The organism is Actinoplanes sp. CA-252034, from assembly GCF_050956125.1.
GTDB lineage: Bacteria > Actinomycetota > Actinomycetes > Mycobacteriales > Micromonosporaceae > Actinoplanes.
The window spans coordinates 3067512-3091900 of the sequence record NZ_CP191846.1; the positions used below are offsets into that span (position 1 = coordinate 3067512).

The 24389-nt window shown below is 71.0% G+C and carries 19 protein-coding genes and 2 pseudogenes; 3 read left to right on the plus strand and 18 right to left on the minus strand.

All coding sequences use genetic code 11. From position 1 onward, the window contains the following. Window positions 1–6: 6 nt before the first annotated feature. The 15 genes and pseudogenes from ACQPZW_RS13750 to ACQPZW_RS13820 form a co-directional block, all read right to left on the minus strand. Window positions 7–606, minus strand: coding sequence for a GTP-binding protein (locus ACQPZW_RS13750; RefSeq protein WP_433795247.1), 600 nt, complete (start codon window positions 604–606; stop codon window positions 7–9). Then, entirely contained in the window at window positions 590–1006 is a 417-nt protein-coding gene (locus ACQPZW_RS13755; RefSeq protein ID WP_433795248.1) for a DUF742 domain-containing protein, read from the minus strand. Before ACQPZW_RS13755 ends, ACQPZW_RS13750 begins: the two co-directional genes overlap by 17 nt. Beyond that, window positions 1003–1427 (minus strand): annotated as a pseudogene (locus tag ACQPZW_RS13760) (roadblock/LC7 domain-containing protein). Before ACQPZW_RS13760 ends, ACQPZW_RS13755 begins: the two are co-directional and overlap by 4 nt. Window positions 1428–1474: 47 nt before the next feature. After that, entirely contained in the window at window positions 1475–3874 is a 2400-nt protein-coding gene (locus ACQPZW_RS13765) for a sensor histidine kinase (protein WP_433795249.1), read from the minus strand. A 269-nt stretch (window positions 3875–4143) separates the two neighbouring features. Then, entirely contained in the window at window positions 4144–4656 is a 513-nt protein-coding gene (locus ACQPZW_RS13770) for a sarcosine oxidase subunit gamma (RefSeq protein ID WP_433795250.1), read from the minus strand. After that, a complete protein-coding gene (locus ACQPZW_RS13775) occupies window positions 4646–7429 on the minus strand; it encodes a 2Fe-2S iron-sulfur cluster-binding protein (RefSeq protein WP_433795251.1) in 2784 nt (927 codons plus the stop codon). Before ACQPZW_RS13775 ends, ACQPZW_RS13770 begins: the two co-directional genes overlap by 11 nt. Continuing rightward, complete coding sequence (locus ACQPZW_RS13780; RefSeq protein ID WP_433795252.1) at window positions 7426–7668, minus strand: sarcosine oxidase subunit delta; 243 nt, start codon at window positions 7666–7668, stop codon at window positions 7426–7428. Before ACQPZW_RS13780 ends, ACQPZW_RS13775 begins: the two co-directional genes overlap by 4 nt. Before the next feature lie 16 nt (window positions 7669–7684). Continuing rightward, window positions 7685–8932: a sarcosine oxidase subunit beta family protein gene (locus ACQPZW_RS13785; RefSeq protein WP_433795253.1), complete on the minus strand. Its 1248-nt coding sequence runs from the start codon at window positions 8930–8932 to the stop codon at window positions 7685–7687. Further along, on the minus strand, window positions 8917–9879 hold the full coding sequence (locus ACQPZW_RS13790) for an ABC transporter substrate-binding protein (protein ID WP_433795254.1): 963 nt from the start codon (window positions 9877–9879) through the stop codon (window positions 8917–8919). Before ACQPZW_RS13790 ends, ACQPZW_RS13785 begins: the two co-directional genes overlap by 16 nt. Window positions 9880–9881: 2 nt before the next feature. Further along, a pseudogene (locus ACQPZW_RS13795) lies at window positions 9882–11827 on the minus strand (ABC transporter permease subunit). Beyond that, window positions 11827–12864 (minus strand): quaternary amine ABC transporter ATP-binding protein, encoded by a 1038-nt coding sequence (locus ACQPZW_RS13800; protein WP_433795255.1) that lies wholly within the window; start codon window positions 12862–12864, stop codon window positions 11827–11829. Before ACQPZW_RS13800 ends, ACQPZW_RS13795 begins: the two are co-directional and overlap by 1 nt. Before the next feature lie 17 nt (window positions 12865–12881). Next, the gene (locus ACQPZW_RS13805; RefSeq protein WP_433795256.1) at window positions 12882–14309 is read right to left on the minus strand and encodes an aldehyde dehydrogenase family protein; all 1428 of its coding nucleotides are present in this window, start codon (window positions 14307–14309) and stop codon (window positions 12882–12884) included. Next, a complete protein-coding gene (gene betA / locus ACQPZW_RS13810) occupies window positions 14306–15964 on the minus strand; it encodes a choline dehydrogenase (RefSeq protein ID WP_433795257.1) in 1659 nt (552 codons plus the stop codon). Before betA ends, ACQPZW_RS13805 begins: the two co-directional genes overlap by 4 nt. Further along, complete coding sequence (locus ACQPZW_RS13815) at window positions 15961–16302, minus strand: bifunctional 3-phenylpropionate/cinnamic acid dioxygenase ferredoxin subunit (RefSeq protein WP_433795258.1); 342 nt, start codon at window positions 16300–16302, stop codon at window positions 15961–15963. Before ACQPZW_RS13815 ends, betA begins: the two co-directional genes overlap by 4 nt. Next, a complete protein-coding gene (locus tag ACQPZW_RS13820) occupies window positions 16302–17390 on the minus strand; it encodes an NAD(P)/FAD-dependent oxidoreductase (protein ID WP_433795259.1) in 1089 nt (362 codons plus the stop codon). Before ACQPZW_RS13820 ends, ACQPZW_RS13815 begins: the two co-directional genes overlap by 1 nt. 157 nt (window positions 17391–17547) lie before the next feature. On the opposite strand from ACQPZW_RS13820, the gene ACQPZW_RS13825 reads away from it, so the two are divergent. From ACQPZW_RS13825 to ACQPZW_RS13835, 3 genes are all read left to right on the plus strand, one after another. Beyond that, a complete protein-coding gene (locus ACQPZW_RS13825; RefSeq protein ID WP_433795260.1) occupies window positions 17548–18324 on the plus strand; it encodes an IclR family transcriptional regulator in 777 nt (258 codons plus the stop codon). 95 nt (window positions 18325–18419) lie between these two features. After that, the gene (locus ACQPZW_RS13830) at window positions 18420–20819 is read left to right on the plus strand and encodes a GcvT family protein (protein ID WP_433795261.1); all 2400 of its coding nucleotides are present in this window, start codon (window positions 18420–18422) and stop codon (window positions 20817–20819) included. 9 nt (window positions 20820–20828) lie between these two features. Further along, window positions 20829–21935, plus strand: a complete 1107-nt coding sequence (locus tag ACQPZW_RS13835) for an aromatic ring-hydroxylating oxygenase subunit alpha (RefSeq protein ID WP_433795262.1) — start codon at window positions 20829–20831, stop codon at window positions 21933–21935. Between the two features lie 87 nt (window positions 21936–22022). Here the strand turns inward: ACQPZW_RS13835 and ACQPZW_RS13840 are convergent, their stop codons facing one another. The 3 genes from ACQPZW_RS13840 to ACQPZW_RS13850 are packed head-to-tail and all read right to left on the minus strand — an operon-like array spanning window position 22023 to window position 24294. Beyond that, a complete protein-coding gene (locus ACQPZW_RS13840) occupies window positions 22023–22457 on the minus strand; it encodes a hypothetical protein (protein WP_433795263.1) in 435 nt (144 codons plus the stop codon). Beyond that, entirely contained in the window at window positions 22457–23995 is a 1539-nt protein-coding gene (locus ACQPZW_RS13845) for a hypothetical protein (protein WP_433795264.1), read from the minus strand. Before ACQPZW_RS13845 ends, ACQPZW_RS13840 begins: the two co-directional genes overlap by 1 nt. Beyond that, window positions 23992–24294: a type VII secretion target gene (locus ACQPZW_RS13850; protein ID WP_433795265.1), complete on the minus strand. Its 303-nt coding sequence runs from the start codon at window positions 24292–24294 to the stop codon at window positions 23992–23994. The genes ACQPZW_RS13845 and ACQPZW_RS13850 overlap by 4 nt, the downstream gene beginning before the upstream one ends. Window positions 24295–24389: the final 95 nt, after the last annotated feature.

Here is a 24389-nt window from a genome sequence, read left to right on the forward strand (position 1 = left end):
ACCGGCTCACCACGTCGACGCCCGTTCCCGCGTCGCCCGCTTCGCCAGGACCTCCTCGGTGAGCGCCACCAGCACGCTCTTCACCGACTCGCGGTCGCGGGCGTCGCACTCGACCAGTGGCAGGCCGGGGCCGACGCCGAGGGCGTCGCGGACCTCCTCCGGGTGGAAGCGCTGCCCGCCGCTGAAACGGTTGATGCCGATGATGAACGGGATCTCGTGCTCCTCGAAGTAGTCGATCGCCGGGAACGAGTCCTCGATCCGCCGGGTGTCGACCAGCACGATGGCGCCGAGCGCGCCGTCGACCAGGTCGTCCCAGAGGAAGGCGAAGCGGTCCTGCCCGGGCGTGCCGAACAGATAGAGCAGCAGCGCGTCGTCGAGGGTGATCCGGCCGAAGTCGAGGGCTACGGTCGTGGTGGTCTTGCCGGACACCGCGGAGGTGTCGTCGATGCCGATCGACTTCTCGGTCATCTCGGCCTCGGTGACAAGCGGCTCGATCTCGGAGATGGCTCCCACGAACGTGGTCTTGCCGACGCCGAAGCCTCCGCTGATGACGATCTTGACAGCGACGGGGTGCGCTGCCGAAGGCTCCCTAGAGCGCCCGGACACGGTCCCTGATCCTTTCGATCAAACTGGTGGAGAGCTCGCCGACCGACTCCTGCACGGTCAGATAGCCCTGCGTGATCAGGTCGGCCACGATCACCCGGACCACGCCGAGCGGCGCGCGCAGCGCCACCGACAGGTCGGCGATCGACATCGGCGACTGCGCCAGCTCGACGATGCGCCGGGACTCGAAGCGCAACGGCGCCGACAGAGCGGCCGGAGCCGCGTACAACAGCGTCTCGATCCGCAGCCCGTCCTGCAGGGGCTGGGTCCGTCCGTTCGTGAGCATGAACGGACGGATCACCGGATCCTCGTCCGGGTCGGTGGAGTACAGCCCGGAGGACGGCCGGTGGGAGCCGGCGTACGGGATCATCTCGGGCTCGGAGCCCCACGACGGGCCGGTCATCGCGGTAGGTGTTGCCGGGACTCAGCGATCAGGGCTGGGGTGAGCAGGTCGCCGAACCGGTCGGCGAGCAGCGAGATCTCGTAGCCGACCAGGCCCAGATCGCACTCGCTGCCGGACACCACGCCGAGGACGCTGCCCCGCGGATGACCGAGACCAGCAGGAAACCCCGGTGCATCTCGATCATGATGAGCTTGAGGCCGTCGAAGTCGTACCGCCGGGAGGCACTGCGCGCGAGACTGGCCAGGCTGGAGACGATGGCGGCCAGCTGGTCCGCCTCGGCTCGGTTCAGCCCGTCCGAGCTGGCGATCAGCAGGCCGTCGGAGGACACCGCCACGGCGTCACGCACGCCGTCCGTCTGGTGCACGAAGTTGCCGAGCAGCCAATTGAATTGGTGCCGATCCGCCGACGTGTCTACGCTCATCATTCTTCTTTCCAGGTTGCTGCCAAGGGGCCATTTCGGAATAGCAGTCACGACAACCCCGCTGTTTCGGCATTACCACGCTGGATGCCGCCACGCAGCGCGTTGAGCCGATCACGCACCGACTCGGGCGAGTCGTTGATCAGGCTCGACTTCTCGATGGTCGCGGCGGCGGCCTCGGCCTTGCGTGGCTGGCCGCGCTGCGCGCGGGGGGTGCGCTTACGCAGGCCGTTCGCGGTCCGGGGCGCGCTGTCGTCGGTCAGCGCGAAGCTCTCCATGGACACCGGCGCCGGCGGCGGCGCCGGTGTGGCGGTCCTCTGGTCGTCCACCACCACGTACTCGATCGCCGTCGACTGCAGCGGCCGGATCGGGGCCGTCTCCATGGTCGGCAGCGGTGCGGGCATGACCACCGTGGGCGCCTCGATGGTCGCGGTGATCTGGCGGGCGGCCTGCGGGGCGGGCCGTGCGGCGGGCCGGGGCCCCGCGCTGACCGGCGGCGCGCTGGCCAGGATGTCGGCGGGCAGCGTGATCCGGGCCGTCACACCGGTCACCGGCGACGGCGTGAGCTGCACCTCGATGCCCATCTGCATGGCCAGGCGGCCGACCACGTAGTGGCCGAGGAACCGGGCCGGGGCGGTGATGAAGTCGCCCTCGCCGCGCAGGCGCTCGTTGGCCCGCGCCATGTCGGCGGCGGTCATGCCGATGCCCTGGTCGCTGACGGCGATCAGGTAGTTGTCCCCGATCCGGCGGCCGTGGATCTCCACGTCCACGTCCGGCGGGGAGAAGGCGAGACCGTTCTCGATCAGCTCGGCGAGCATGTGCGCGATGCCGCTGACCGTGGAGCCGGTGACCATCGTGTCGTCCACCCGGCGCAGCGTGACCCGGCGGTACTCCTCGACCTCGGAGACCGCGGCCCGGATCACGTCGGTGACGTTGAGCGGCTCGGACAGCTGCCGCGGGCTGGACGCGCCGACGAGGATCAGCAGGCTCTCCGCGTTCCGCCGCATGCGGGTGGCGAGGTGGTCGAGCTCGAACAGGTTGGCCAGGCCGGTCGGGTTGGACTCCTCCCGCTCCAGCTTGGTGATGAAGCCGAGCTGGCGGCGCAGCAGGTTCTGGTTGCGGCGGCCCAGGTTGGCCAGCGACTCGGCGGTGGTACGCCGCAGCACCGCCTGCTCGGTGGCCAGCTCGTACGCGGTGGCCTGGATCCGGTCGAACGCGTCGGCCACCAGCCGGACCTCGATGCTGGCGCCGCGGGGCACGAGCACCGGCAGCGGTGGTGCGGTGCTGTCACCGGTCGACGCCCGCTGGACGGCCTCCGGCAGCTGCTGGACGGCCAGCCGGTTCGCCTCGCCGGCCAGCACGGTCAGCGGCCGGGCCACCGACTGCGAGGCGACGGTGGCGAGCCAGATCGAGCCGGCCAGGCAGAGCAGCACGGCGCCGAGCAACACGCCCATCCGGACCGAGGCCTCGTCCTCCAGGACGTTGGCGCGGGCCGAGATGACCGATCCGACGTGACGTTCCAGCTGCAGCATGTCGTCGAGCAGAGTGGTGTGCGCCGACCACCACGCCTGCGGGTTGACCTGCAGGTAGCGGCCGTCACCGGAGAGCAGGGCGACCTGCTCGAAGTAGGCCGCCTCGCGGGCCGGGCCGGTGTCGAAGAGGTACTGCCGGGACGCCCGCTCGGTGTCGTTGGCGTAGCGGTCGAAGGCGGTGAGCGCCGCGTCCTTGGTGGACCGCTGCGTGACGAACTGCAGGAACTCGCCCTGCTTGAAGCCGCCGGCGGAGAAGACGCCGTTGAGGAAGGCGCGCTCCTGGGCGATGGCCTCCTTGGCGTCGCTGAGCGACTCCAGCGCGGCCGCGCCGCGGCGCAGCTCCTCGTCGCCGGTGCTGTCCAGGTCGAAGTCGAGGTTGCCGAGGTCGGCGATGCGTGCGGTGTAGAACGCGAAGGTGGCGTCGCGCTTGCCGGAGCCGGTGTCGGTGCCGGCGCGGACCCCGGTGAGCCCGTCCAACTGCCGAGCCGCGGCGGCCGTCCGGTCCTCGACGTCGCCGCCGTCGGCGATCAGGAACTCGAGCTGGCTCCGGCTGAGGTCGACCGCGTCGCGGGCCGGCAGCATCTCGTCGCGGAAGCCCTCGTTGCCGCCGAGGTAGCCGGCGGTCAGGCCACGCTCGGTCTGCAGATCCTGGACCAGCTCCTGAACGGCGACGTTGATGGTCACGGCCCGGGCGGTGGCGGATGCCTCGCGGTAGTTGGCGACCTCGCCGACGGCCACGATGGTGAGCAGCACCAGGGTGGTCGCGACCGGCAGGGCCAGTGTGCGGATCACCCGCCGCCGGATCGTGCCACCGGTCCGATGGCTCAGGACCTGCTTGCCACCTGCGTGGGCGCCGGGGGCCGGTGTGGTGTCACCGGCCGGCTCGGACAGCTCGGCGCCCTCGACATGGACGGACAAGCGATCAGCTCCTCTGTCGACGGCCGGCGTGGCCCCGTCCTGGCCGGCACGCGAGTCGATTCACGACAATGAATCGTTAAAGTTTGTTAAGCAAAGTGGATCCGAAGCAGCGCGAGGCGGCGGTCACGAAGTCGGATATCCGATCTTCCGTGATCGCCGGACAAGAATCTTCTTTTCCTTCTTGATGGTCAACACCGCGGACCGAAATTTACGATGGTGCAACCTCTTTGCGCATTGCGACCATTACGGGCGGTGAGATGGGAGCGCTCTCAGTGACCGGCGGTGAGTTCCGGGCTCGCGTCGAGAATCCAGGCCGCCAGATGCGCGGCGAACGACGACCGCACCAGAACCCGGAAACCCGATTCACGGCGCTGTAACACCACGGGCGTATGAGCGAGAACGGTCTGCGCGCAGTCGCCGACCGCGAAGACGCGCGGGTGCAGATCGATCGAGCAACCGAATGCCAGAAGCTCCCGGACGCCGGGACCGCTCAGATCGAGCGCGGTCCGTTGCGCCGAGACGTCCACGACGGACACCCCCGGTCCGTCGAACGCCGCGATCAACCGGTCCTCCGACCCGGGCGGCCCGACGACGAGGAACTCGTCCGGTCCCAGGGGGAGCACGTCCACGTCGCCGGGGCGCGCCAGCGCGAGGGCGTCGGTCCGCACGTTGATCTGCGCCAGGAAGGGCGTCTCGGCGACGGTGACAGCGCCGCCCGTCGCGGCGAGACGGTCACGGAGGCCGTGCAGGGGAGACCTCCGGAAGTTCCGATCAGCCGTCACGGCGGGTTCCTTCCGGGTCGAAGAGCACGGCACCGGTGACGGTCACCGGCGCGAGACCGTCGTCGAGAGTGGCCCAGACCGTCTGTCCGATCAGGTCACGGCCACCGCGGATCAGGGCGAGCGCGAAGGTACGGCCCAGGGCCGCGCTGTGGTACGAGGAGGTGACGTGCCCGAGCACCCGCTGCGGCGCGCCGGTGACCAGGTGCGCGCCCTCCGGCAGCAGCTCGCCGCCGTCGGGGAGCAGGCCGACGAAGTGCTTGCGGTCGGGGCGCGCGGTGTCCGTACGCGTGAAGGACCGCTTGCCGATGAAGTCGGCCTTCTTCTTCGACACCGCCCAGCCCAGCCCCAGGTCGTGCGGGGTGACGGTGCCGTCGGTGTCCTGGCCGATGATCGGGTAGCCCTTCTCGGCCCGCAGCACGTGCATGGTCTCGGTGCCGTAGGGCGTGATGCCGTGCGCTGCTCCCGCCTCGGCGAGCGCCTCCCACAGCGCGAGCGCGTCCCACCAGCTCACGTTGATCTCGTAGGCCAGCTCGCCGGAGAAGCTGATCCGGCACACCCGGGCGCTCAGGCCCGCGACCTCGGTGTCGCGCCAGGTCATGAAGCCGAACCCGTCCCGGCTGACGTCCAGGCCGGGCGCGAGCGAGGCGAGCACCGCGCGCGACTGCGGGCCGACGAGCGCGACGGTCGCCCACTGCTCGGTGACCGAGGTGCAGCGCACCCGCAGCTCGGGCCACTCGGTCTGCAGCCACTCCTCCATCCAGTCGAGGACGGCGGCGGCGTTGCCGGTGGTCGTGGTGACCAGGAACCGCTCCTCGGCCAGCCGGATGACGGTCCCGTCGTCGAAGACCATCCCGTCCGGTCTGCACATCACGCCGTACCGGATCGCGCCGGGCTTCAGCGTGCTGATCATGTTGGTGTAGAGCCGGTCCAGGAACGCGGCGGCGTCCGGCCCCTGCACGTCGATCTTGCCGAGGGTGGAGGCGTCCATCATCGCCACGCCCTCGCGGGCCGCCCGGCACTCGCGCAGCACGGCGGCGGTCATGTCCTCGCCGTCGCGGGGGTAGTACCAGGGCCGCTTCCACTGGCCGACGTTCTCGAACAGCGCGCCGTGCGACTCGTGCCACCCGTGCAGCGCGGTCACCCGGACCGGGTCGAAGAGCATGCCCCGGTCCCGGCCGGCCAGCGCCGCGAAACTCACCGGCGCGTACGGCGGCCGGAACGTCGTGGTGCCCAGCGCGCCCACCTCCACACCGAGCAACTCGGCGACGACTCCGCTGGTCAGCGTGCCACCGGTCTTGCCCTGGTCGTGGGCGGTGCCGGCGGTGGTGTACCGCTTCACGTGCTCGGCCGAGCGCATCCCGGTGCCTGTCGCGCGGGCCAGATCGGCGACCGTCACGTCCCGCTGCAGATCCACGAGCTGCGTCGCCGGGTCACCGCCGGGCAGCGTCCAGACCGCCACCGGCGGCGTCCCGGCCGGGCTCGAAGCCTCCGGCAGGGCGATCCCGCGGGCGGCGAATCCGGCGGCGTCCGCGGCGCGCTCACCCATGGCGGCGCCTTCGGCGAGACAGACCCCCATATCGTACGAGCCACCCGCGGCCCCGGCCACGAAGAGGTTCTGACGGCAGCCCCCGGTGGGTCGGAACGCGCCCAGCTCCGGGTCGTAGGCGAGGCGCCCCCCGGCCTGGCTGTAGAGCGCGCCGACGGGGTTCCAGCCGCCGGACACCAGCAGCAGGTCGGCGTCGAACCGCCGCTCCGGGCCGCCGTCCTTCCCGAGAACGACCGAGGACACCCGTTCCGCACCGCTCACACCGGTGACCGCCCAGCCCGGCAGCACCTCGATCCCGTCCGCGCCGGGCCCTCCACCGGGCCGCAGGTCGGCGATCGCCGCGATCTCCACCCCGGCCGCGGCCAGGTCCCGGGCCGCCGCGTAGGCGCTGTCGTTGGTGGTCAGCACGACGGCCCGGCGGCCGGGCAGTACGCCGTACCGGTTGACGTAGGTGCGCGCCGCCCCGGCCAGCATCACACCCGGCCGGTCGTTGTCGGCGAACGCCAGCGACCGCTCGTGCGCACCGGTCGCCAGCACCACCTGCTTCGCCCGGATCCGCCAGATCCGCTCCCGCGACAGGTGCGCCGGGGCCGGTGCGCCCAGGTGGTTGGTGCGCCGCTCGACCGCGATCACGTGGTTGTCGTCGTAGTAGCCGAACGCCGTGGTCCGCGTCAGCACCCGGGTCTCGTCCGCGGCCGCCAGTTCGGCGGCGACCGTGTCCACCCAGTCCAGCAGCTCACCCGTGCCGAGCAGGCTGCCACCGAGACGGGGCTGGTCGTCGAGCAGGATCACCCGGGCGCCCGACGACGAGGCGGTCGCGGCGGCGGCGAGACCGGCCGGGCCGGCGCCGATGACCAGCACGTCGCAGTGCGCGTGCGTCGAGTCGTACCGGGCCGGGTCCGGGTCGCCGGCGAGCCGCCCATGGCCCCGCAGCGACCGGGCGACCAGACCGCCGTACAGCTCGATCGTGGTGGCCGTCAGCATCGGCTCCGGGAACGGCTCCTCGATCTGCACGATCGCGTTGGGCTCCTCGATCCCCGCCGAGAAGATGCCGCGCGGCCGCCCGAGCCGCAGGCTGTCGGCCACCCGCAGCACCCCGTTGGCCAGCAGCGCCGACGCGAGCGTGTCACCCCGGAACCCCTGATACTCGCGGCCGTCGAACCGGAAGCTCAGCGGCGCCTCCCGGTCGACCAGCCCGCCCTGCGCGAGACGGAACGCCTGGGTCATGAGAGCACCTCGTTGGTCACCGTGTCGCGGACCAGGCTGAACCAGCGACGGCAGCCCGCGCTGTGGCTCCACCGCTCCCGGAACGGGCCCTTCGGGTTGTCCCGGAAGAACAGGTACCTCGCCCACTCCTCATCGGACAGGGCGGCCGGGTCGGCGGGGTAGGCGACACCGGCCTGCCCGCCGTAGTGGAACTCGGACTCGTCGCGGGGCCCGCACCACGGGCAGGGGATGAGCATCATGCGGATTCCTCGTGTTTCAGTGTGCGACCGCGGCGGCGCCGTGCTCGTCGACGAGAGCGCCGGTGACGAAGCGCTCGAGGCGGAACGGCGCGTTCAGCGGGTGGGGCTCACCGTGCGCGACCGTGTGCGCGTAACACCAGCCCACGCCGGGGGTCGCCTTGAACCCGCCGGTGCCCCACCCGCAGTTCAGGTAGAGGTTCTCCACCGGCGACAGGCCGACGATCGGGGAGGCGTCCGGGGTGACGTCGACGATGCCGCCCCAGGTACGCAGCACGTGCGCCCGCGCGAAGACCGGGAACAGCTCCAGCGCCGCCGACATCTGCCGCTCGATGATGTGGAAGGCGCCGCGCTGGCCGTACCCGTTCCACGTGTCGATGCCGGCGCCCATCACCAGCTCGCCCTTGTGCGCCTGGCTGACGTAGACGTGCACGGCGTTCGACATGACGACCGTCGGGTGGACCGGCTCCAGCAGCTCGGAGACGAGAGCCTGCAACGGGTGGCTCTGCAACGGCAGGTCGATCCCGGCGGTGGCGGCCACCACCGAGGTGTGCCCGGCCGCGCTCAGCGCCACCTTCCCGGCGCCGATCGTGCCCAGGCCGGTGTGCACGCCGGTGACCCGCCCGTTGCTGATCTGCAGTCCCTGCACCTCGCAGTGCTGGATCAGATCGACCCCGAGCGCGTCCGCGGCGCGGGCGTAACCCCACGCCACGTAGTCGTGCTTGGCGATGCCCGCGCGCGGCTGGTAGGTCGCGCCGTGCACCGGGTAGCGCACGTCCGGCGAGATGTTGACGATCGGGCAGACCTCGCGCACCTGCGAAGGGGTGAGCCACTCGGCGTCGACCCCGTTGAGCCGGTTGGCGTGCACCCGCCGCACGCTGTCGCGGACGTCCTGGAGGCTGTGCGCCAGGTTGAGCACACCGCGCTGGCTGAACAGGATCGGGTAGTCCAGCTCCTGCTCCAGGCTCTCCCACAGCTTCAGGGAGTGCTCGTAGATGCCGGCGCTCTCGTCCCACAGGTAGTTGGACCGGATGATCGTGGTGTTGCGGGCCATGTTGCCGCCCGCGAGCCAGCCGCGCTCCAGCACCGCCACGTTCGTGATGCCGTGGTTCTTGGCCAGGTAGTAGGCGGTGGCCAGGCCGTGCCCGCCGCCTCCTACGACGATGACGTCGTAGGAGGCTTTGGGCTCCGGGTTGCGCCACAGCCGGTCGGGGTGCTCCGGCAGGTCGCCGCCCGGGGCGGGGCGGGTCCCTACTGGGCCAGCCACGCCTTCACCTTGTCCGGGTTGGCCTCGACCCACTTCTTGGCGGCGTCGTCGGCGGTCAGCTTGTCCTCGGAGATGTACTTGGCGACCAGGTTCTGGTCGTCGTTGGTCCAGTTGAACGCCTTGACCAGCTTGTAGGCCGGTCCGTTGGCGTCGGCGAACTTCTTGCTGACGATCTTGTCGAGGATGTACTCGGGGTAGTCGCAGGCGACCTTCGCCGTGTCGGCGTCACAGCCGGCCTCGTACTTCGGCAGGTTGATCTTGACGAGCTTGAGCTCGGACAGGAACCACTGCGGGTCGTAGAAGTAGCCGATGAGCGGCGTCTTCTTGGCCTCGGCCTGGCGGAACGCGGTGATCAGGGCGGCCTCGCTGCCGGCGTACACCACCTTGTAGTTCAGCTTCAGGTTCTTGACCAGGGCCTCGTCGTTGGTGACGAACGACGGGTCGCCGTCGAGAAGCTGGCCCTTGTCACCGGACTCCGAGGTCTTGAACTGGTCGGCGTACTTGTTGAGGTTGTTCCAGTCGGTGATGTCCGGGTACTGGGCGGCCATCCACGGCGGTACGTACCACCCGATGACACCCTTGTTACCGGTCTCGCCCGCCAGCGCCGCGGTCTTCTGCTCGTCGATGTACTTCTTCTTCAGGTCGTCGTGGCCCCAGTTCTCCACGATCGCGTCGACCTCACCGGTGCCGAAGCCCTGCCAGGCGATCTCCTCCTTGAGATCCTTCTTGGTGACCTTGCAGCCCAGGTTCTTCTCCGCGACGTACGCGATGACCGCCGCGTTGGCCTCATAGCCGACCCACGGGTTGACCGCCAGGTTGAAGGTGCCGCAGGCGGCCGCTCCGGACGACGACCCGCCGGCCGGGGTCTCGCCGATCTTCTCGCCGCCGCATGCGGTCAGCGCCAGTGCCGTGACAGCGGCGGTCGCCGTGAGGCGCAATAGCTTCATGGTCAGTTACTACCTTTCGAGGGGGGAGTGGCCCGGGCGATACGGTCGAGCATGATCCCGAGCAACACGATGGCGGCGCCGGCCGCGAGGCCCTTGCCGTAGAGCTGTCCCTGGGAGAAGCCGGCGACCACGTCGTAGCCGAGCGCACCGGCTCCGACCAGGCCACCGACCACGACCATGGACAGGACATAGATGAGGCCCTGGTTGGCCGCGAGGGTGAGCGACGACCGGGCCATGGGGAGCTGAACCTTCGTGATCATCTGCCAGGTGCTGGACCCGGCGGCGGTCGCGGCCTCGGCGGTGGCGGCCGGGATGGCGCGCACTCCGTCGGCCACGATCTTGATGGCGACCGGGGCGGCGAACACCACGGCGGCCACGATCGCGGTGAACCGGGTGGCCGAGAAGAGCGCCAGGAACGGCACCAGGTAGACGAAGGCGGGCATCGTCTGGCCGGCGTCCAGGACCGGGCGGATGATCCGGTCGGCGAGCCGGTTGCGGCCCATCCACACGCCGAACAGCACGCCGAACAGCATCACCATGACCGTCGCGACGATCGTCATGGCCAGCGTCGTCATGCTGTCCTGCCACAGACCGGTGCCGATCAGCAGCGCCACGCAGACCGCCGTGGTGACCGCCGCCCGCACTCCGCCGAGCAGCACGGCCAGCAGCACCACGACCGCGCCGACCAGCCACCACGGCGACTGGACGAGCAGTGACTCGAGCGGGTTCAGCAGGGCGTAGGTGACCGCGTTCTTGAGGGCCTCGGTGGCCGTCGACAGGTCCTCCTGCGCCCACCGCGCCACCGCGTCGGCGCCCTTGGACAGGTTGCTGCCGATGCTGACGTCGTCGGGGAACTCGGCGGCCCAGAAGTAGGTGTACGACAGGTAGCAGCAGACGCCCGCGACCACTCCGGAGACGGCCAGCAGCGGCTTGCGGAGGCGCGGTGCCCGGCCGGTCCGCCGTGCCCGGTCGCCGGCCGCCGTGGTGACCCGGTCCAGCACGACGGCCATCACCACGATCGCCAGGCCGGCGTTGAACGCGGTGCCCACGTCGAGCGTCTGCAGCGCCTTGATCACGGTCTTGCCGAGGCCGGGCGCGTCGATCAGGGCCGCGATGGTGACCATCGACAGCGCCGCCATGATGGTCTGGTTGACGCCCAGGACGATGGTGCGCTTGGAGAGCGGCAGCAGCACCCCGGTGAGCTTCTGCCATCCGGTGGCGCCGAGCGACTCGGTCGCCTCGACCGCCGAGCGCGGCACCGAGCGGATGCCGTGCGCGGTGAGCCGGATGGCCGGTGGCATCGCGTAGATCAGGGTGGCGATCGTCGCGGACGCCGGGCCGATCAGGAACAGCAGCGTGAGCGGGGCCAGGTAGACGAAGGTCGGCATCGTCTGCATGAAGTCGAGGACCGGTGTCACCACCTTGTGGAAACGGTCCGACAGCCCGGCCCAGATGCCCAGCGGGATGCCGATGAGCAGCGCGATGAACACGGCGCCCAGGGTGAGGGCGAGCGTGTCCATGCTCTCCTCCCACAGCCCCTGCAACCCGAAGAAGACGAAACCGGCGGCGGCGAGCAGGGCCGGCTTCCATCCGGCGAAGGCCCAGGAGACGTACGCGACGACGGCCACCACACCGAGCCAGCCGAGCACCGGAACCGGCCGCCCGTACGACGGCTGGGCGATCAGGTCCTGCAGGAACGTCACCAGGCTGTCGATGGCGGCCCGGATCTCGTTGAAGAAGTACAGGAAGAACGGGCTGCTGTTGCGGTTCGCCCCGACCGTGTCGTTGACGTCGTTGAGCCAGTGGTGCAGCGGCGTCAGGTCGGCGGGGGAGAGGCCGAGGGTGTGCAGACCCGCGTCGGGATCCAGATCAGCACCCAGGCGGCCAGGACCGCGGCGACCAGCACGGGCCGGTTCAGCCGGCGCCGGTCTTTCACGAGGGAGGACATCAGGCGGCGGCTTCCACATCGGTCACGACGGTGAGGATCTCCTCGGCGGTGACGACGCCCAGCAGCGTCCCGTCGTGGACCACCCGGACCGGCCGGTCGGCGGCGAGCACGGTCCGCACGGCGTCGCGCACGACCACGTCCGGGCCCAGCTCCGGGCCGTCGAGCGTGTCGTCCGGCCGGGGCGCGCGCATCACCCAGCGCAGCGTCAGCACCGAGGCCCGCGGCACGTCCCGGACGAAGTCGCGCACGTAGTCGTCGGCCGGCGCGCCGACCAGCTCGTCACCGGTGCCGCACTGGACCTGCTTCCCGTCCCGCATGATCAGGATCCGGTCGCCGAGCCGCAGAGCCTCGGACAGGTCGTGGGTGATGAAGACCATCGTCTTGCCGACCTCGCGGTGCAGGCGGATGACCTCGTTCTGCATGTCGCGGCGGATCAGCGGGTCGAGGGCGGAGAACGGCTCGTCGAAGTAGAGGACGTCCGGGTCCACGGCCAGCGCCCGGGCCAGGCCGACACGCTGCTGCATGCCTCCGGACAGCTGGTCGGGGTAGCTGTGCTCGTACCCCTCCAGGCCGACCAGCTCGATCACCTCGCGGGCCCGTCGCAGCCGCTGCGTCTTCGTGGCGCCGCGGATCTCCAGCCCGTACGCCACGTTGTCGATGACCTGGCGGTACGGCAGCAGCCCGAAATTCTGGAACACCATGGAGAACTTGTGGCGGCGCAGCTCCCGCAGCCGTCGCTTCCCGGCGCCCAGGATGTCCTCGCCCTCGAAGACCACCTGCCCGGCGGTCGGCTCGATCAGCCGGGTGAGGCAGCGGACCAGGGTGGACTTGCCGGATCCGGACAGGCCCATCACGACGAAGACCTCGCCCGGCGCGACGTCGAACGACACGTCCCGGACCGCGGCCGTGCAGCCGGTCCGCTCGATCAGCTCGCGCCGGGACAGTGCCTTCAGCTCGTCCGAGCGCGGCACCAGGTCCGCCTTGTGCCCGAACACCTTCCACAGGTCCCGGACCGAGATGACGCTCTCGGTGGTCATCGTGACTCCAAAGTCTCTTAGGGACGGAACCAGTGCTGCGGGCGGGGGTCGATGTTCTGCCAGACGTGCTTGGTCTCGCGGTACTCGTCGAGTCCACGGGGGCCCAGCTCGCGGCCGATGCCGGACTGCTTGAATCCGCCCCACTCGGCCTGTGGCACGTACGGGTGGTAGTCGTTGATCCAGACGGTGCCGTGCCGCAGCCGCTGCGCGACCCGCTGGGCCTTCCCGGCGTCGGTGGTCCACACCGCCCCGGCCAGCCCGTAGTCGGTGTCGTTGGCGATCCGTACCGCCTCGTCCTCGCCGGTGAACGTCTCCACGGTCAGCACCGGCCCGAACGACTCGTCGCGGACCACGGTCATCCCGGACCGGCAGCCGTCCAGCACCGTCGGCAGGTAGTAGAAGCCGCCGGCCAGCGCCGGGTCGTCCGGCCGCCGCCCGCCGCAGCGCAGCACGGCGCCCTCGGCGAGACCCGCGGCCACGTACTCCTCGACCTTGGCCAGATGCTGAGCGGAGATCAGCGGCCCGGTCTCGGCTCCCGCGTCGAACGGGCCGCCCAGCCGGATCCGCCGCGCACGCTCCACGACCGCGTCCACGAAGACGTCGTGGATGGACTCCTCGACGACCAGCCGCGCACCGGCCGAGCAGACCTGGCCGGAGTGCAGGAACACCGCGGTCAGCGCGAAGTCGACCGCCGTGTCGAGGTCGGCGTCGGCGAAGACCACGTTCGGGTTCTTGCCACCCAGCTCCAGCGCCACCCGTTTCACCGTGGCGGCGGCCGCGGCCATCAGCGTGCGCCCGGTTCGCAGGCTGCCGGTGAACGACACCAGGTCGACGTCCGGGTGCTCGGCCAGCGGCGCGCCGGCCTCGGGCCCGGTGCCGAGCACCAGGTTCGCCACCCCGTCCGGCAGCCCCGCCTCGGCCAGCAGCCGGATCAGGATGATCGCGGTCGACGGGGTCAGCTCGCTCGGCTTGAGGATGAACGTGTTGCCCGCGGCCAGCGCCGGAGCGACCTTCCACGACGTCTGGAGCAGCGGATAGTTCCACGGGGTGATCAGCCCGCACACGCCGATCGGCTCGTGGGTGATCCGGCTGATGGCGTCGGTGCGGCCGGTCTCGATGACCCGCCCCGCGTCGGTGGCGGCGATTCCCGCGTAGTAGCGGAACGCCTTCGCCACGTCCTGCATGTCGTACTCGGCCTCGACGAGGCGCTTGCCGGTGTCCAGCGATTCGGCCCGGGCCAGCTCGGCGGCGTCCCGGTCGATCAGGTCGGCGACCCGGAACAGCAGCGTGCCGCGCTCGATCGCCGGGGTACGCGGCCACGGGCCCTCGTCGAACGCCCGCCGGGCCGTGGCGATCGCCGCGACGGTGTCGTCCCGGGACCCGTCGGTGACCGTGGTGACGAGGCTGCCGTCGGCCGGGCAGCGGATCTCCCGTTTCCCGGTCACCTGGTGCCGCCCTGCCGGTGGAACGGCACCTCGAGAGGGGCGAGCGGGGTGTTGCCGAGGATCAGGTCGGCGGCCTTCTCGGCGATCATCATCACCGGGGCGTAGATGTTGCCGTTCGTCACGTACGGCATCACCGAGGCGTCCACGACGCGGAGTCCCTCGACACCGTGCACCCGCATGCTCCCCGGATGGACCACCGACATCTCGTCGACCCCCATCCGGGCCGTGCACGACGGGTGCAGCGCGGTCTCGCCCTCACGTCGCACCCAGTCGAGGATCTCCTCGTCGGTCTCGACGGCGGCGCCCGGTGACGTCTCGCCGCCGTTGAACGGATCGAGCGCCGGCTGGTTGAGGATGGTGCGGGCCACGCGCACCGCCTCCACCCACTCCCGGCGGTCCTGATCGGTGGAGAGGTAGTTGAAGCGCAGCGCCGGATGCTCCCGCGGGTCCCGGCTCCGGATCTTCACGCTGCCGCGGGCGTCGGAGTACATCGGGCCGACGTGCACCTGGTAGCCGTGCCCGCCGGCCGGGGACGAGCCGTCGTAGCGGACCGCGATCGGCAGGAAGTGGAACATCAGGTTCGGGTACGCGACGTCGTCGTTGCTGCGGACGAACCCGCCCGCCTCGAAGTGGTTGGTGGCCGCCGGGCCGCTGCGCAGGAACAGCCACTGCGCGCCGATCCACGGCCGGTGCCGCCATTTCAGGTACGGCTGCATCGACACCGGCTGGGTCGACGCGTACTGGATGTACACCTCCAGGTGGTCCTGCAGGTTCTCGCCGACACCGGGCAGGTGGTGGACCGGGGTGACACCGAGGGCGGACAGCTCCGCGGCGTTGCCGATGCCGGACAGCTGGAGCAGCTGCGGAGTGTTGATGGCGCCGCCGCAGAGGATTACCTCACTCGCGTACACGCGGTGCGGCGCGCCGCCCCGGCTCGTCGTGTACTCGACGCCTGTCGCCCGGTTCCCGTCGAAGAGCACTCTCGACACGAGCGCTCTGGTCCGTACCGTCAGATTGGGTCTCTTCATCGCCGGGTGCAGATAGGCGCCCGCCGCGGAGAGACGCCGGCCCCGCTGGATGTTGCGGTCGAAGAGGGCGAAGCCCTCCTGGCGCTCGCCGTTGACGTCGCTCGTCGGCGGGTGACCGGCCTGCTCGCTCGCGGCCAGCATGGCCTGGAACAGCGGGTTCGTGCCCGGCCCGCGCTCCAGCACCAGCGGCCCGTCGTGCCCGCGGTACGGGTCGTCCGGGTCGGCCGCCAGGCAGTTCTCCATCCGCTTGAAATAGGGCAGGCAGTGCGCGTAGTCCCACTGCTCCATGCCCGGATCGGCGGCCCAGCGCTCGTAGTCGAGCGGGTTGCCGCGCTGGAAGATCATCCCGTTGATGCTGCTGGAGCCGCCGAGGACCTTGCCGCGGGCGTGATAGATGCGCCGCCCGTTCATGTGCGGCTCGGGCTCGGACTCGTACTTCCAGTCGTAGAAGCGGCTGCCGATCGGGAAGGTCAGCGCCGCCGGCATGTGGATGAACACGTCCCACGGGTAGTCGGGACGGCCCGCCTCCAGCACCAGCACCTTGTTGAGCGGGTCGGCGGAGAGCCGGGCGGCCAGCGCCGAGCCGGCCGAGCCGCCGCCGACGATCACGAAGTCGTACTTGGTCATGGCTTGGCTCCGGGTGGCAGGTTCGGTGGTTCCTTGGAGAGCTCGACGTGCACGACGCCGTCGGTCACCTCGACCCGGTGCGCGCGGACCGGCAGCTTCGCCGGGGGCGCGTCGACCCGGCCGGTGCGCAGGTCGAACTTCGAGGCGTGCAGCGGGCACTCCACCTCGCAGCCCTCCAGCCAGCCGTCGGCCAGCGACGCGTCCTGGTGGGTGCAGGTGTCGTCGATCGCGAACACCTCACCGTCCTCGGTGTGGAAGATCGCCACCGGCGGGTCGGTCGCCCACCGGTACGCCTCCCCGGGCGGTATCTCGCTGAGCGGGCAGACGGGTTGCAACATCAGGCCTCCTGGGAAACAGAGCGCAGCTGACGGCGCCACCGGGTGAACAATCGGGGTTGACTGAGGCCGAGCACCGCGGACGGCTGCCCGTCCCTCTCGTAGACGGCGAGGAAACTGCGCTGCTCCGGGTCGCCTTCGACGATCCGGACCGTGTCGCCCGGCTGCCGGTGGCCGGCGAACTGGATCATCACGCCGTACTGGTCGGACCAGAAGTACGGCGGCTTCGCGGCGGGCGGCTCGGCGCCGAGCAGGGCCGCCACGGCGATCGCCGGGTGCTCCAGGGCGTACGTCCAGTGTTGGGAGCCGGTCACGTCGCCGGTGGCCACCACGCCGGGGACGCTCGTCGCGCCGGCCAGGCCGCCCGCTTCGGCGAGCCATTCCACATTGGGGATCGCGCCGATCCCGGCCACCACCAGGTCGGCCGGGATACGGGTGCCGTCGGCCAGCTCGACCGCCTCGATCCGATCGGTTCCGGTCAGGCCGTTCACCGGGACGCCCGTCAGTAGCCGTACGCCGTGGTCGCCGTGCAGCCGGGAGACGATCTCGCCCATCTCCGTGCCGAGCTGCCCGGACAGGGGCGTGGGCAGCGACTCGACGACGGTGACGTCCCAGCCCAGCCTCCGCGCGCTGGACGCCACCTCGGCCCCGATGAAACCGGCCCCGATGACGACCAGCCGGCCGGTCTGCCTCAGCGCCTCCCGCAGGGTCAGCGCGTCGTCCAGGGTGCGCAGCGTGTGGACGCCGATGTGCTCGATCGGCCGGGCCCGCGCGCCGGTGGCGATCACCACCGCGTCGGCGCGGAGCACCTCACCGGTGTCCAGCCGCACGCCTCGGGTATGTGGATCGAAACCGGTCGCCGTGACGCCCAGCTGCCAGTCCGCGCCGAGGTCCTCGTCGTCGCGGGTCAGCGCCAGGTCGGCGACGGTCGCCGCGCCGGTCAGGAAGTCCTTGGAGAGCGGCGGGCGGTCGTACGGCAGATGGAGCTCGGTGCCGACGACGACGATCTCGCCCGCGAAGGACTGTCGGCGCAGCGCACGGACGGCGGCAAGACCGGCCAGGGACGCCCCGACAATCGCGACTTTCTCCACGCAAACGACCGCCATTCGTTGTGCAAAACGAAACAGCTCGTGAGATCCGCAACAGACTGCCCGGGACCTTGATCGATAGTCAAGAGTGCGACACCGAGCCGTCACGTCTTGCAACTTCCCGGTAATCGCAGCCCTGTCGCTGTCTTATCGTTGCGCCATGAGCAACGAACGCGAGACCGGTCCGGCGCTCGTCCAGTCCGTCGATCGGGCATTGAGCATCCTCGAAATCTTGGCACGGCGGCGTGCGGCCGGTGTCACCGAGATCGGCAAGGAGCTCGGCGTGCACAAGTCCACCGCGTTCCGCCTGCTCGCGGCCCTGGAGGCGCGGGGCTTCGTGGAGCAGGCCCAGGAGCGCGGCACCTACCGGCTCGGCCTCGGCGTGGTGCGTCTCGCGGGAGCGGTCACCGCGCAGCTCGATCTCAGCCGCCAGGGTCACGAGGCGTGCGACCGGCTCGCGGCCGACCTCGGCGAGACCGTCAACATCGCCATCCTCGACAGCAATCGCGCCGTCAACATCACCCAGAGCCGCGGCGCCGCCTCGGTGACCAGCCACAACTGGGTCGGCCGCCAGACGCCGCTGCACGCCACCTCCAGCGGCAAGGTCCTGCTCGCCCACGCGCCGGGCGCGGTGCGGGCGGCGGTCCTGGCCGAGCCGCCGGAGCGGTTCACCGACGCGACCGTCACCGGCGAGGCCGAGTTGGCCGCCGAGCTCGATCAGGCGCGCGCATCCGGCTGGGCCTTCACCGCCGAGGAGTACGAGGTGGGCCTCAACGCCGTGGCCGCGCCGATCCGGGGCGCCGACGGCACGGTGATCGCCGCCATCAGCGTCTCCGGTCCGGCCTACCGTCTGGACCGGGACGCCTTTCCGGTGATCGCCAAGCGGGTGATCGCCGCGGCAGACGAGGTGAGCGCCAGGATGGGCTGGATTCCCTAGCTTTAACAATCGATGCCTTGACGCCGGTCCCGCCGTTCGTCGAAGCTGTTGCGTATTCCAAGCGGTGTTGCGCTCTGTGAAACGCAAGGACTGCCATGAACCCTCGTGTAGTGATCATCGGCGCCGGCGTCGTCGGCAGCGCCCTCGCGGACGAACTGACCGAACGCGGCTGGACCGACGTCACCGTGGTGGACCAGGGCCCGCTCTTCACCCCCGGCGGGTCCAGCTCACACGCCCCCGGCCTGGTCTTCCAGACGAACCCGTCGAAGACCATGACCGAGCTGGCCGCCTACACCGTCGCCAAGCTGAGCGCCCTCACGCTCGACGGGCAGTGGTGCTTCCGCCAGGTCGGCGGCCTCGAGGTCGCCACCACCGAGGCCCGCTGGCACGACCTCCACCGCAAGCACGGACTGGCCACGTCCTGGGGCGTCGAGGGCTCACTGCTCAGCTCCGCCGAGTGCGCCGCCCTGCACCCCCTCCTCGATCCGGCGAAGATCCTCGGCGGCTTCCACGTGCCCACCGACGGGCTGGCCAAGGCGGTCCGCGCCGTCGAGGCGCAGGCCCGGCGGGCGATCGGGCGCGGCGCCCGCTTCCTCGGCGAGCACACCGTCACCGGCGTCGGGCGGCACGACGGGCGGGTCACCGGCGTCGAGACCGATCAGGGCTTCATCCCGGCCGACGTGGTGGTCTGCGCGGCGGGTTTCTGGGGCCCGGGAATCGGGGAGATGGTCGGCCTGACCATCCCGCTGCTACCGCTGGCCCATCAGTACGCCAAGACCGGCCCCGTCCCCGCCATGGCCGGCGTGAACGACCTGGTCCTGGAGGCGAGCAGGCCCATCCTCCGCCACCAGGACCAGGATCTCTACTACCGGGAACACGGCGACCGCCTCGGCATCGGCTACTACGGGCACCGGCCCATGCCCGCCTCGTCCTTCGGGACGGCGCCGATGCCGAGCGTCCTGCCGTTCACCCCCGACGACTTCGCGCCCGCCTGGCGCGAGAGCGTCGCGCTCCTGCCCGGCCTGGCGAGCACCGAGGTCGAGGAGGGGATGAACGGCATCTTCTCGTTCACGGCCGACGGGTTCCCGCTCATCGGCGAGCACCGTGAGCTGGCCGGGTTCTGGGTCGCCGAGGCCGTCTGGGTCACCCACTCGGCAGGCGTCGCCCGGGCCCTCGCCCAGTGGCTCGTCGACGGGCAGCCCGCGATCGACCTGCACGAGGCCGACCTGCACCGGTTCGAGCAGGTGCAGCTGGCGCCCGCCTACGTCGAGGAGAGGGCGAGTCAGAACTTCATCGAGGTGTACGACATAGTGCACCCGTTGCAGCCGATGGAACGCCCGCGTCCCCTGCGGACGAGCCCGTTCCACCCCCGGCAGGTGTCGCTCGGCGCGGTGTTCCTCGAAGGCGGCGGCTGGGAACGGCCCCACTGGTACACGTCCAACCCGCCCGCGCCGGTGCCGGAGCGGGACGACTGGTCGGCGCGGTACTGGTCGCCGATCGCCGCCACCGAGGCCCGGATCACCCGGGAGCGGGTGGCCATGTTCGACATGACGCCCCTCAAGCGACTCGAGGTGTCCGGGCCCGGGGCGCTGGCGTTCCTGCAGCGGCTGACGACCAACAACCTGGATAAATCGGTCGGCTCCGTCACGTACACCCTGATGCTCGGTTTCGACGGCGGGATCCGCAGTGACCTGACCGTGGCGCGTCTCGGGCCGCAGGTCTTCCAGGTGGGCGCCAACGGGCCGCTCGACGAGGACTGGATGCGGCAGCACGCCCCCGACTCCGTTCACATTCGTGACATCACCGGCGGGACCTGCTGCATCGGGCTGTGGGGGCCGCTCGCCCGGCACGTGCTGCAGCCGCTCACCCGCACCGACTTCTCCAACGACGCCCTCAAGTACTTCCGGGCACAGCGGGCGTTCATCGGCGAGGTGCCGGTCACCGCGATGCGCCTGTCCTACGTCGGCGAGCTCGGCTGGGAGATCTACACCAGTGCTGAGCTGGGCCTACGGCTGTGGGACACGCTGTGGGTGGCCGGGCTGGAGCACGGGATCGCCGCGGCCGGGCGCAGCGCCTTCAACAGTCTGCGGCTGGAGAAGGGCTACCGGGCCTGGGGGACCGACATGACGACCGAGCACGATCCGGTGTCGGCCGGCCTGGAGTTCGCGGTGCGGATGGACAAGGGCGATTTCATCGGCCGTTCATCGTTGGCCGCCCGCACGAGCGATCGGCGGCTCACCTGCCTGACCCTCGACGATCCGGCCGCGATCGTGCTGGGCAAGGAGCCGGTGTACGCCGCCGGCGCCCCGGTCGGCTACGTCACCAGCGCCTCCTACGGCTACACCATCGGCCGCACCGTCGCGTACGCATGGCTCCCCGTCGGGTTGTCAGTGCCGGGCACCCCGGTCGCCGTCGAGTACTTCGGCGCGCGGCTCCCGGCGACCGTGGCGGCCGAGCCGCTGTTCGACCCCAAGATGGAACGCATCCGCCGATAGAGGTGTCCCGTGACCGCCAGTCTCATCCCCACCCTCCCCGGCCACTACTACACCGACCCCACGATCTTCGCCCTCGAACAGTCGCGGATCTTCGAGCAGATGTGGTTCTGCGCGGCCCGCGCCGCCGACCTGCCCCGACCCGGCAGCTTCAAGTCGGTGGAGATCGGCCGGGAGAGCGTCCTCATCGTCCGCGGACGCGACGGCTCGCTGCGCGCGTTCCTCAACATCTGCCGGCACCGGGGCGCGAGACTGTGCACCGAGGAGAGCGGCGAGGTGAAACGGGCCTTCCAGTGCCCCTACCACGCGTGGACGTACGGCCTCGACGGCAAACTCGTCGCCGCCCCCAACCTGACGAAGATGCCGGACATCGACCGTGTCGAGTACGGGCTGGTCAACGTGCACCTGCGGGAGTGGATCGGGTATGTGTGGGTGTGCCTCGCCGACGAGCCGCCGTCGTTCGAGGACGACGTGACGGGCGCCGTCACCGAACGGCTCGGGGCGCTGTCGGCGATCGACGCGTACGAGATCGACACCCTCCAGGTGGGCCGGCGCATCACCTACGACGTGAAGGCCAACTGGAAGCTGATCGTCGAGAACTTCATGGAGTGCTACCACTGCGCCACCATCCACCCCGAGCTGGTGGAGGTGCTGCCCGAGTTCGCCGACGGCTACGCCGCCCAGTACTACGTGGGTCACGGCGCCGAGTTCGGCAGCGGCATCGAGGGTTTCACCGTCGACGGCTCGGAGGGTTTCGGCAAGCTCCCCGGAGTGACCGACGACCAGGACCGGCGCTACTACGCCATCACCATCAAGCCGCAGGTCTTCGTCAACCTGGTCCCCGACCACATCATCCTGCACCGTATGTACCCGGTCGCCGCCGACCGCACCATCGTCGAATGCGACTGGCTCTACTCCAACGAGGTGGTCTCCTCAGGCCGTGACGTGTCCCGCTCGGTCGAGCTGTTCCACCGCGTCAACGTCCAGGACTTCGACGCCTGCGAACGCTGCCAGCCGGCGATGAGCTCCCGCGCCTACGCCCGCGGCGGTGTCCTCGTCCCCTCCGAACACCACATCGGCGCCTTCCACGACTGGGTCACCACCCGGCTCGGCGTGTGACCGCGGACCTCCCCTCCGCGGTCCCTCAGCCCGCCCCCGCGCCGTTCCGCCCCTCCGCGTCGCGTCGCCCCGCCGCTCCAGCGACGATCAGCTGAAAGCGGCGGCGGCGCGACGGCCCTCGATCAACACGGCCACGCCGTCCAGCCACCGGGCGAGCCGCAGATCGGCATCCGGGAGAGAAGGCGGCGCGGAAGGCGAAGGTGGGCCGGCCACCGAGGGGAGAGTGGGGCCGGGCGCGGAAGGCGAAGGCGGGTCATCGGCGACGGGCGCTTCGGCTGCGGCGAGGAGCCATGGCCGTACCCGCAGAGTCTGATTTTGATCGGGGAGCGGCTCCGGCAGGCCCGCCGCGAAGGCGGTGCCGCCCCGCCGCACGATCCCGGCCAGGAAGGTCAGCGAGCGCGGCCGCACGCCGAGCCGTTCGGCCTGCAGCGCGGCCGGCACCAGTGCGTCGGCGAACCGGCCCGCGGCCAGCAGCACGGCCACGTCGTCATGTGCGGCCTCCTCGTCGGTGCGGATCCGCATCAGCCCGTCCGCTCCGGGAGGCGCACCGATATCGGCATGCCCGGCAGGCCGGGGTCGCCGTGGCTGATGTCGCCGTCGGCGAAGGCGTCCGAGGAGATCCAGTAGGTGTAACCCCACGGGTTGTAGATCTGCAGCACATCCCCCTGGTGACCGATAATCATCATCTGATGGGCGCGACCGTCCTCCCGCGTGGTGACCGGCACCGGGTAGCCGTCGTCGACCGCCGCCTCGATCCGCGGCAGCAGGCCGGATCGCCCGTCCACGCTCTGCACCTCGACGTTGTGGTAGCTCGTCCCGGTACGCGCGCCGATCTGCTCGTTCGCGATCGTCGTGGACTGCCCGGACGTCATCCCGTCACTGCCGCGGATCTTCTGGAACAGGTCGCGCCCGTCGTCGTACACCTGCGATTGCTCGGCCCGCCACCGCTCCCGGAAGGCGGCCGGGTTGTCGTGTGCCGGATCGTCCGGCCGGCCACCGGTGGTGAGCCGCAGCGCGTAGACCGGGTCGACGGCGGCGCGTGCGGCCACCGTCGACGCGGCCACACACGTCGGGAGCTGCTCCTGCGACCACTCCGGGCCGGTGGCCGGGACCGGGCCGGAGTCCAGCGCGAACGGCCCGAGCCTCGCGGCCAGCCACGGACCGTCGTCGCCGTGCGCCGCGATCAGGCTGCCGAAGCCGGCCACCTCGTCGACCGGATAGCCCGCGGCCAGCGCCTTCATCAGGTAGGCGCGCTGCTCGGGCGAGACCGCCGAGCGCAGCAGCCCGATCATGGCGCGCCGGTCGGCGTCGCCGAGCCCGTGCAGGGCCGCGGCCGCCCGCTCGGCCTGCGCCGGGGACAGGATGCCGAGGTCCGGCGACTGCCAGTCGCTGCCGGCCTCGGCGAGCACGACGGCGTCGAGCGCGCTCAGTGACGGGCCGTCCATCCGCCGCCCACGCGCCTGCGCGGCCTGATCGCGCAGGTGCGAGGCGAGGTCGCGGCCGGCCTCGGCGACCTCGCGGTGCCCGGCCACCCGATCGTCGATCGCCCGGACGGCCCGCTGGTGCAGCGCCGACATCCGCTCGGCGTCGTAGGTGGACGGGTTCGGAAGGTGACCCAACGTGGTCATTCGCGCGGCGTGCGCCGCGACGTCGTGCAGGTGGTCGACAGCGGCCAGGTCGGCGGCCCGCCGGCGTTCGACGATCACGGCGTACGCGTCGACGCGCGCCGGAATCGAGCCGAGCGTGTCCAGCAGCCCGTGGACACCGGAGTGCAGCGCCTCGACCGCCTCGGCCGCCTCCACCTGGGTGTCACCGGCCCATCCCACGGCGACCCCGCGTTCTCGCAGGTCAGCGATGGTCTCCGCGGCCCGCGCGGCGATTCGGCGCACCTCGTCGAGGTTGCGGGCGATGTCCTCGAGGGTGCCCGGGTCGCCGCCGAAGCCGTCCACCCGCGCCCCCGCCCGGCAGCCGGCGGAGAGATCATCGGCGCCCCACGGGCCGTACGCCGCCCGGATGTTGCCCTGCTCGTGCCGCAGTCTCCGCAGGTCGTCGTCGGTCACCCCCGGTCACCGCTCAGCCGGTGTGCCGCCCGGTCGTCGGCCCGCTGGTAGTCGCCCGCGGTCTGCTCCAGCGCGTCGGCCAGCTCGCGGGCGGCCCGTTCGAGCACCCGGAGCTCATGCTCCAGCGCGGCGGCGAGGGCGCGATAGGGGGCTGCGGTGGTGTAGCGGTCGAAAGCGGCCTCGACACCGAACTGGCGTTCCGGCACCCGCACCCGGTCGGCGGCTCTCCGGAGGCCCTCCGCGGTGTCGTCCCGCAACGCCCGCGCCGCGACCCGCAACTCGTCCACATCGACCTGCACGGCACGGATCGTAGCGCCCGAACGCATCGACAGGGTTGATAGCGGTTCGGTGGCGCTCACCGAGGGGGCCGTCCGCGGTCGCGGCGAAACGGGAT

Coding starts and splice junctions, on each gene's coding strand:
- ACQPZW_RS13755 (WP_433795248.1), bottom strand. CDS start 1,006: ATGACCGGCCCGTCGTGGGGCTCCGAGCCCGAGATGATCCCGTACGCC.
- ACQPZW_RS13775 (WP_433795251.1), bottom strand. CDS start 7,429: ATGACCCAGGCGTTCCGTCTCGCGCAGGGCGGGCTGGTCGACCGGGAG.
- ACQPZW_RS13780 (WP_433795252.1), bottom strand. CDS start 7,668: ATGATGCTCATCCCCTGCCCGTGGTGCGGGCCCCGCGACGAGTCCGAG.
- ACQPZW_RS13790 (WP_433795254.1), bottom strand. CDS start 9,879: ATGAAGCTATTGCGCCTCACGGCGACCGCCGCTGTCACGGCACTGGCG.
- ACQPZW_RS13800 (WP_433795255.1), bottom strand. CDS start 12,864: ATGACCACCGAGAGCGTCATCTCGGTCCGGGACCTGTGGAAGGTGTTC.
- betA (WP_433795257.1), bottom strand. CDS start 15,964: ATGACCAAGTACGACTTCGTGATCGTCGGCGGCGGCTCGGCCGGCTCG.
- ACQPZW_RS13815 (WP_433795258.1), bottom strand. CDS start 16,302: ATGTTGCAACCCGTCTGCCCGCTCAGCGAGATACCGCCCGGGGAGGCG.
- ACQPZW_RS13825 (WP_433795260.1), top strand. CDS start 17,548: ATGAGCAACGAACGCGAGACCGGTCCGGCGCTCGTCCAGTCCGTCGAT.
- ACQPZW_RS13830 (WP_433795261.1), top strand. CDS start 18,420: ATGAACCCTCGTGTAGTGATCATCGGCGCCGGCGTCGTCGGCAGCGCC.
- ACQPZW_RS13840 (WP_433795263.1), bottom strand. CDS start 22,457: ATGCGGATCCGCACCGACGAGGAGGCCGCACATGACGACGTGGCCGTG.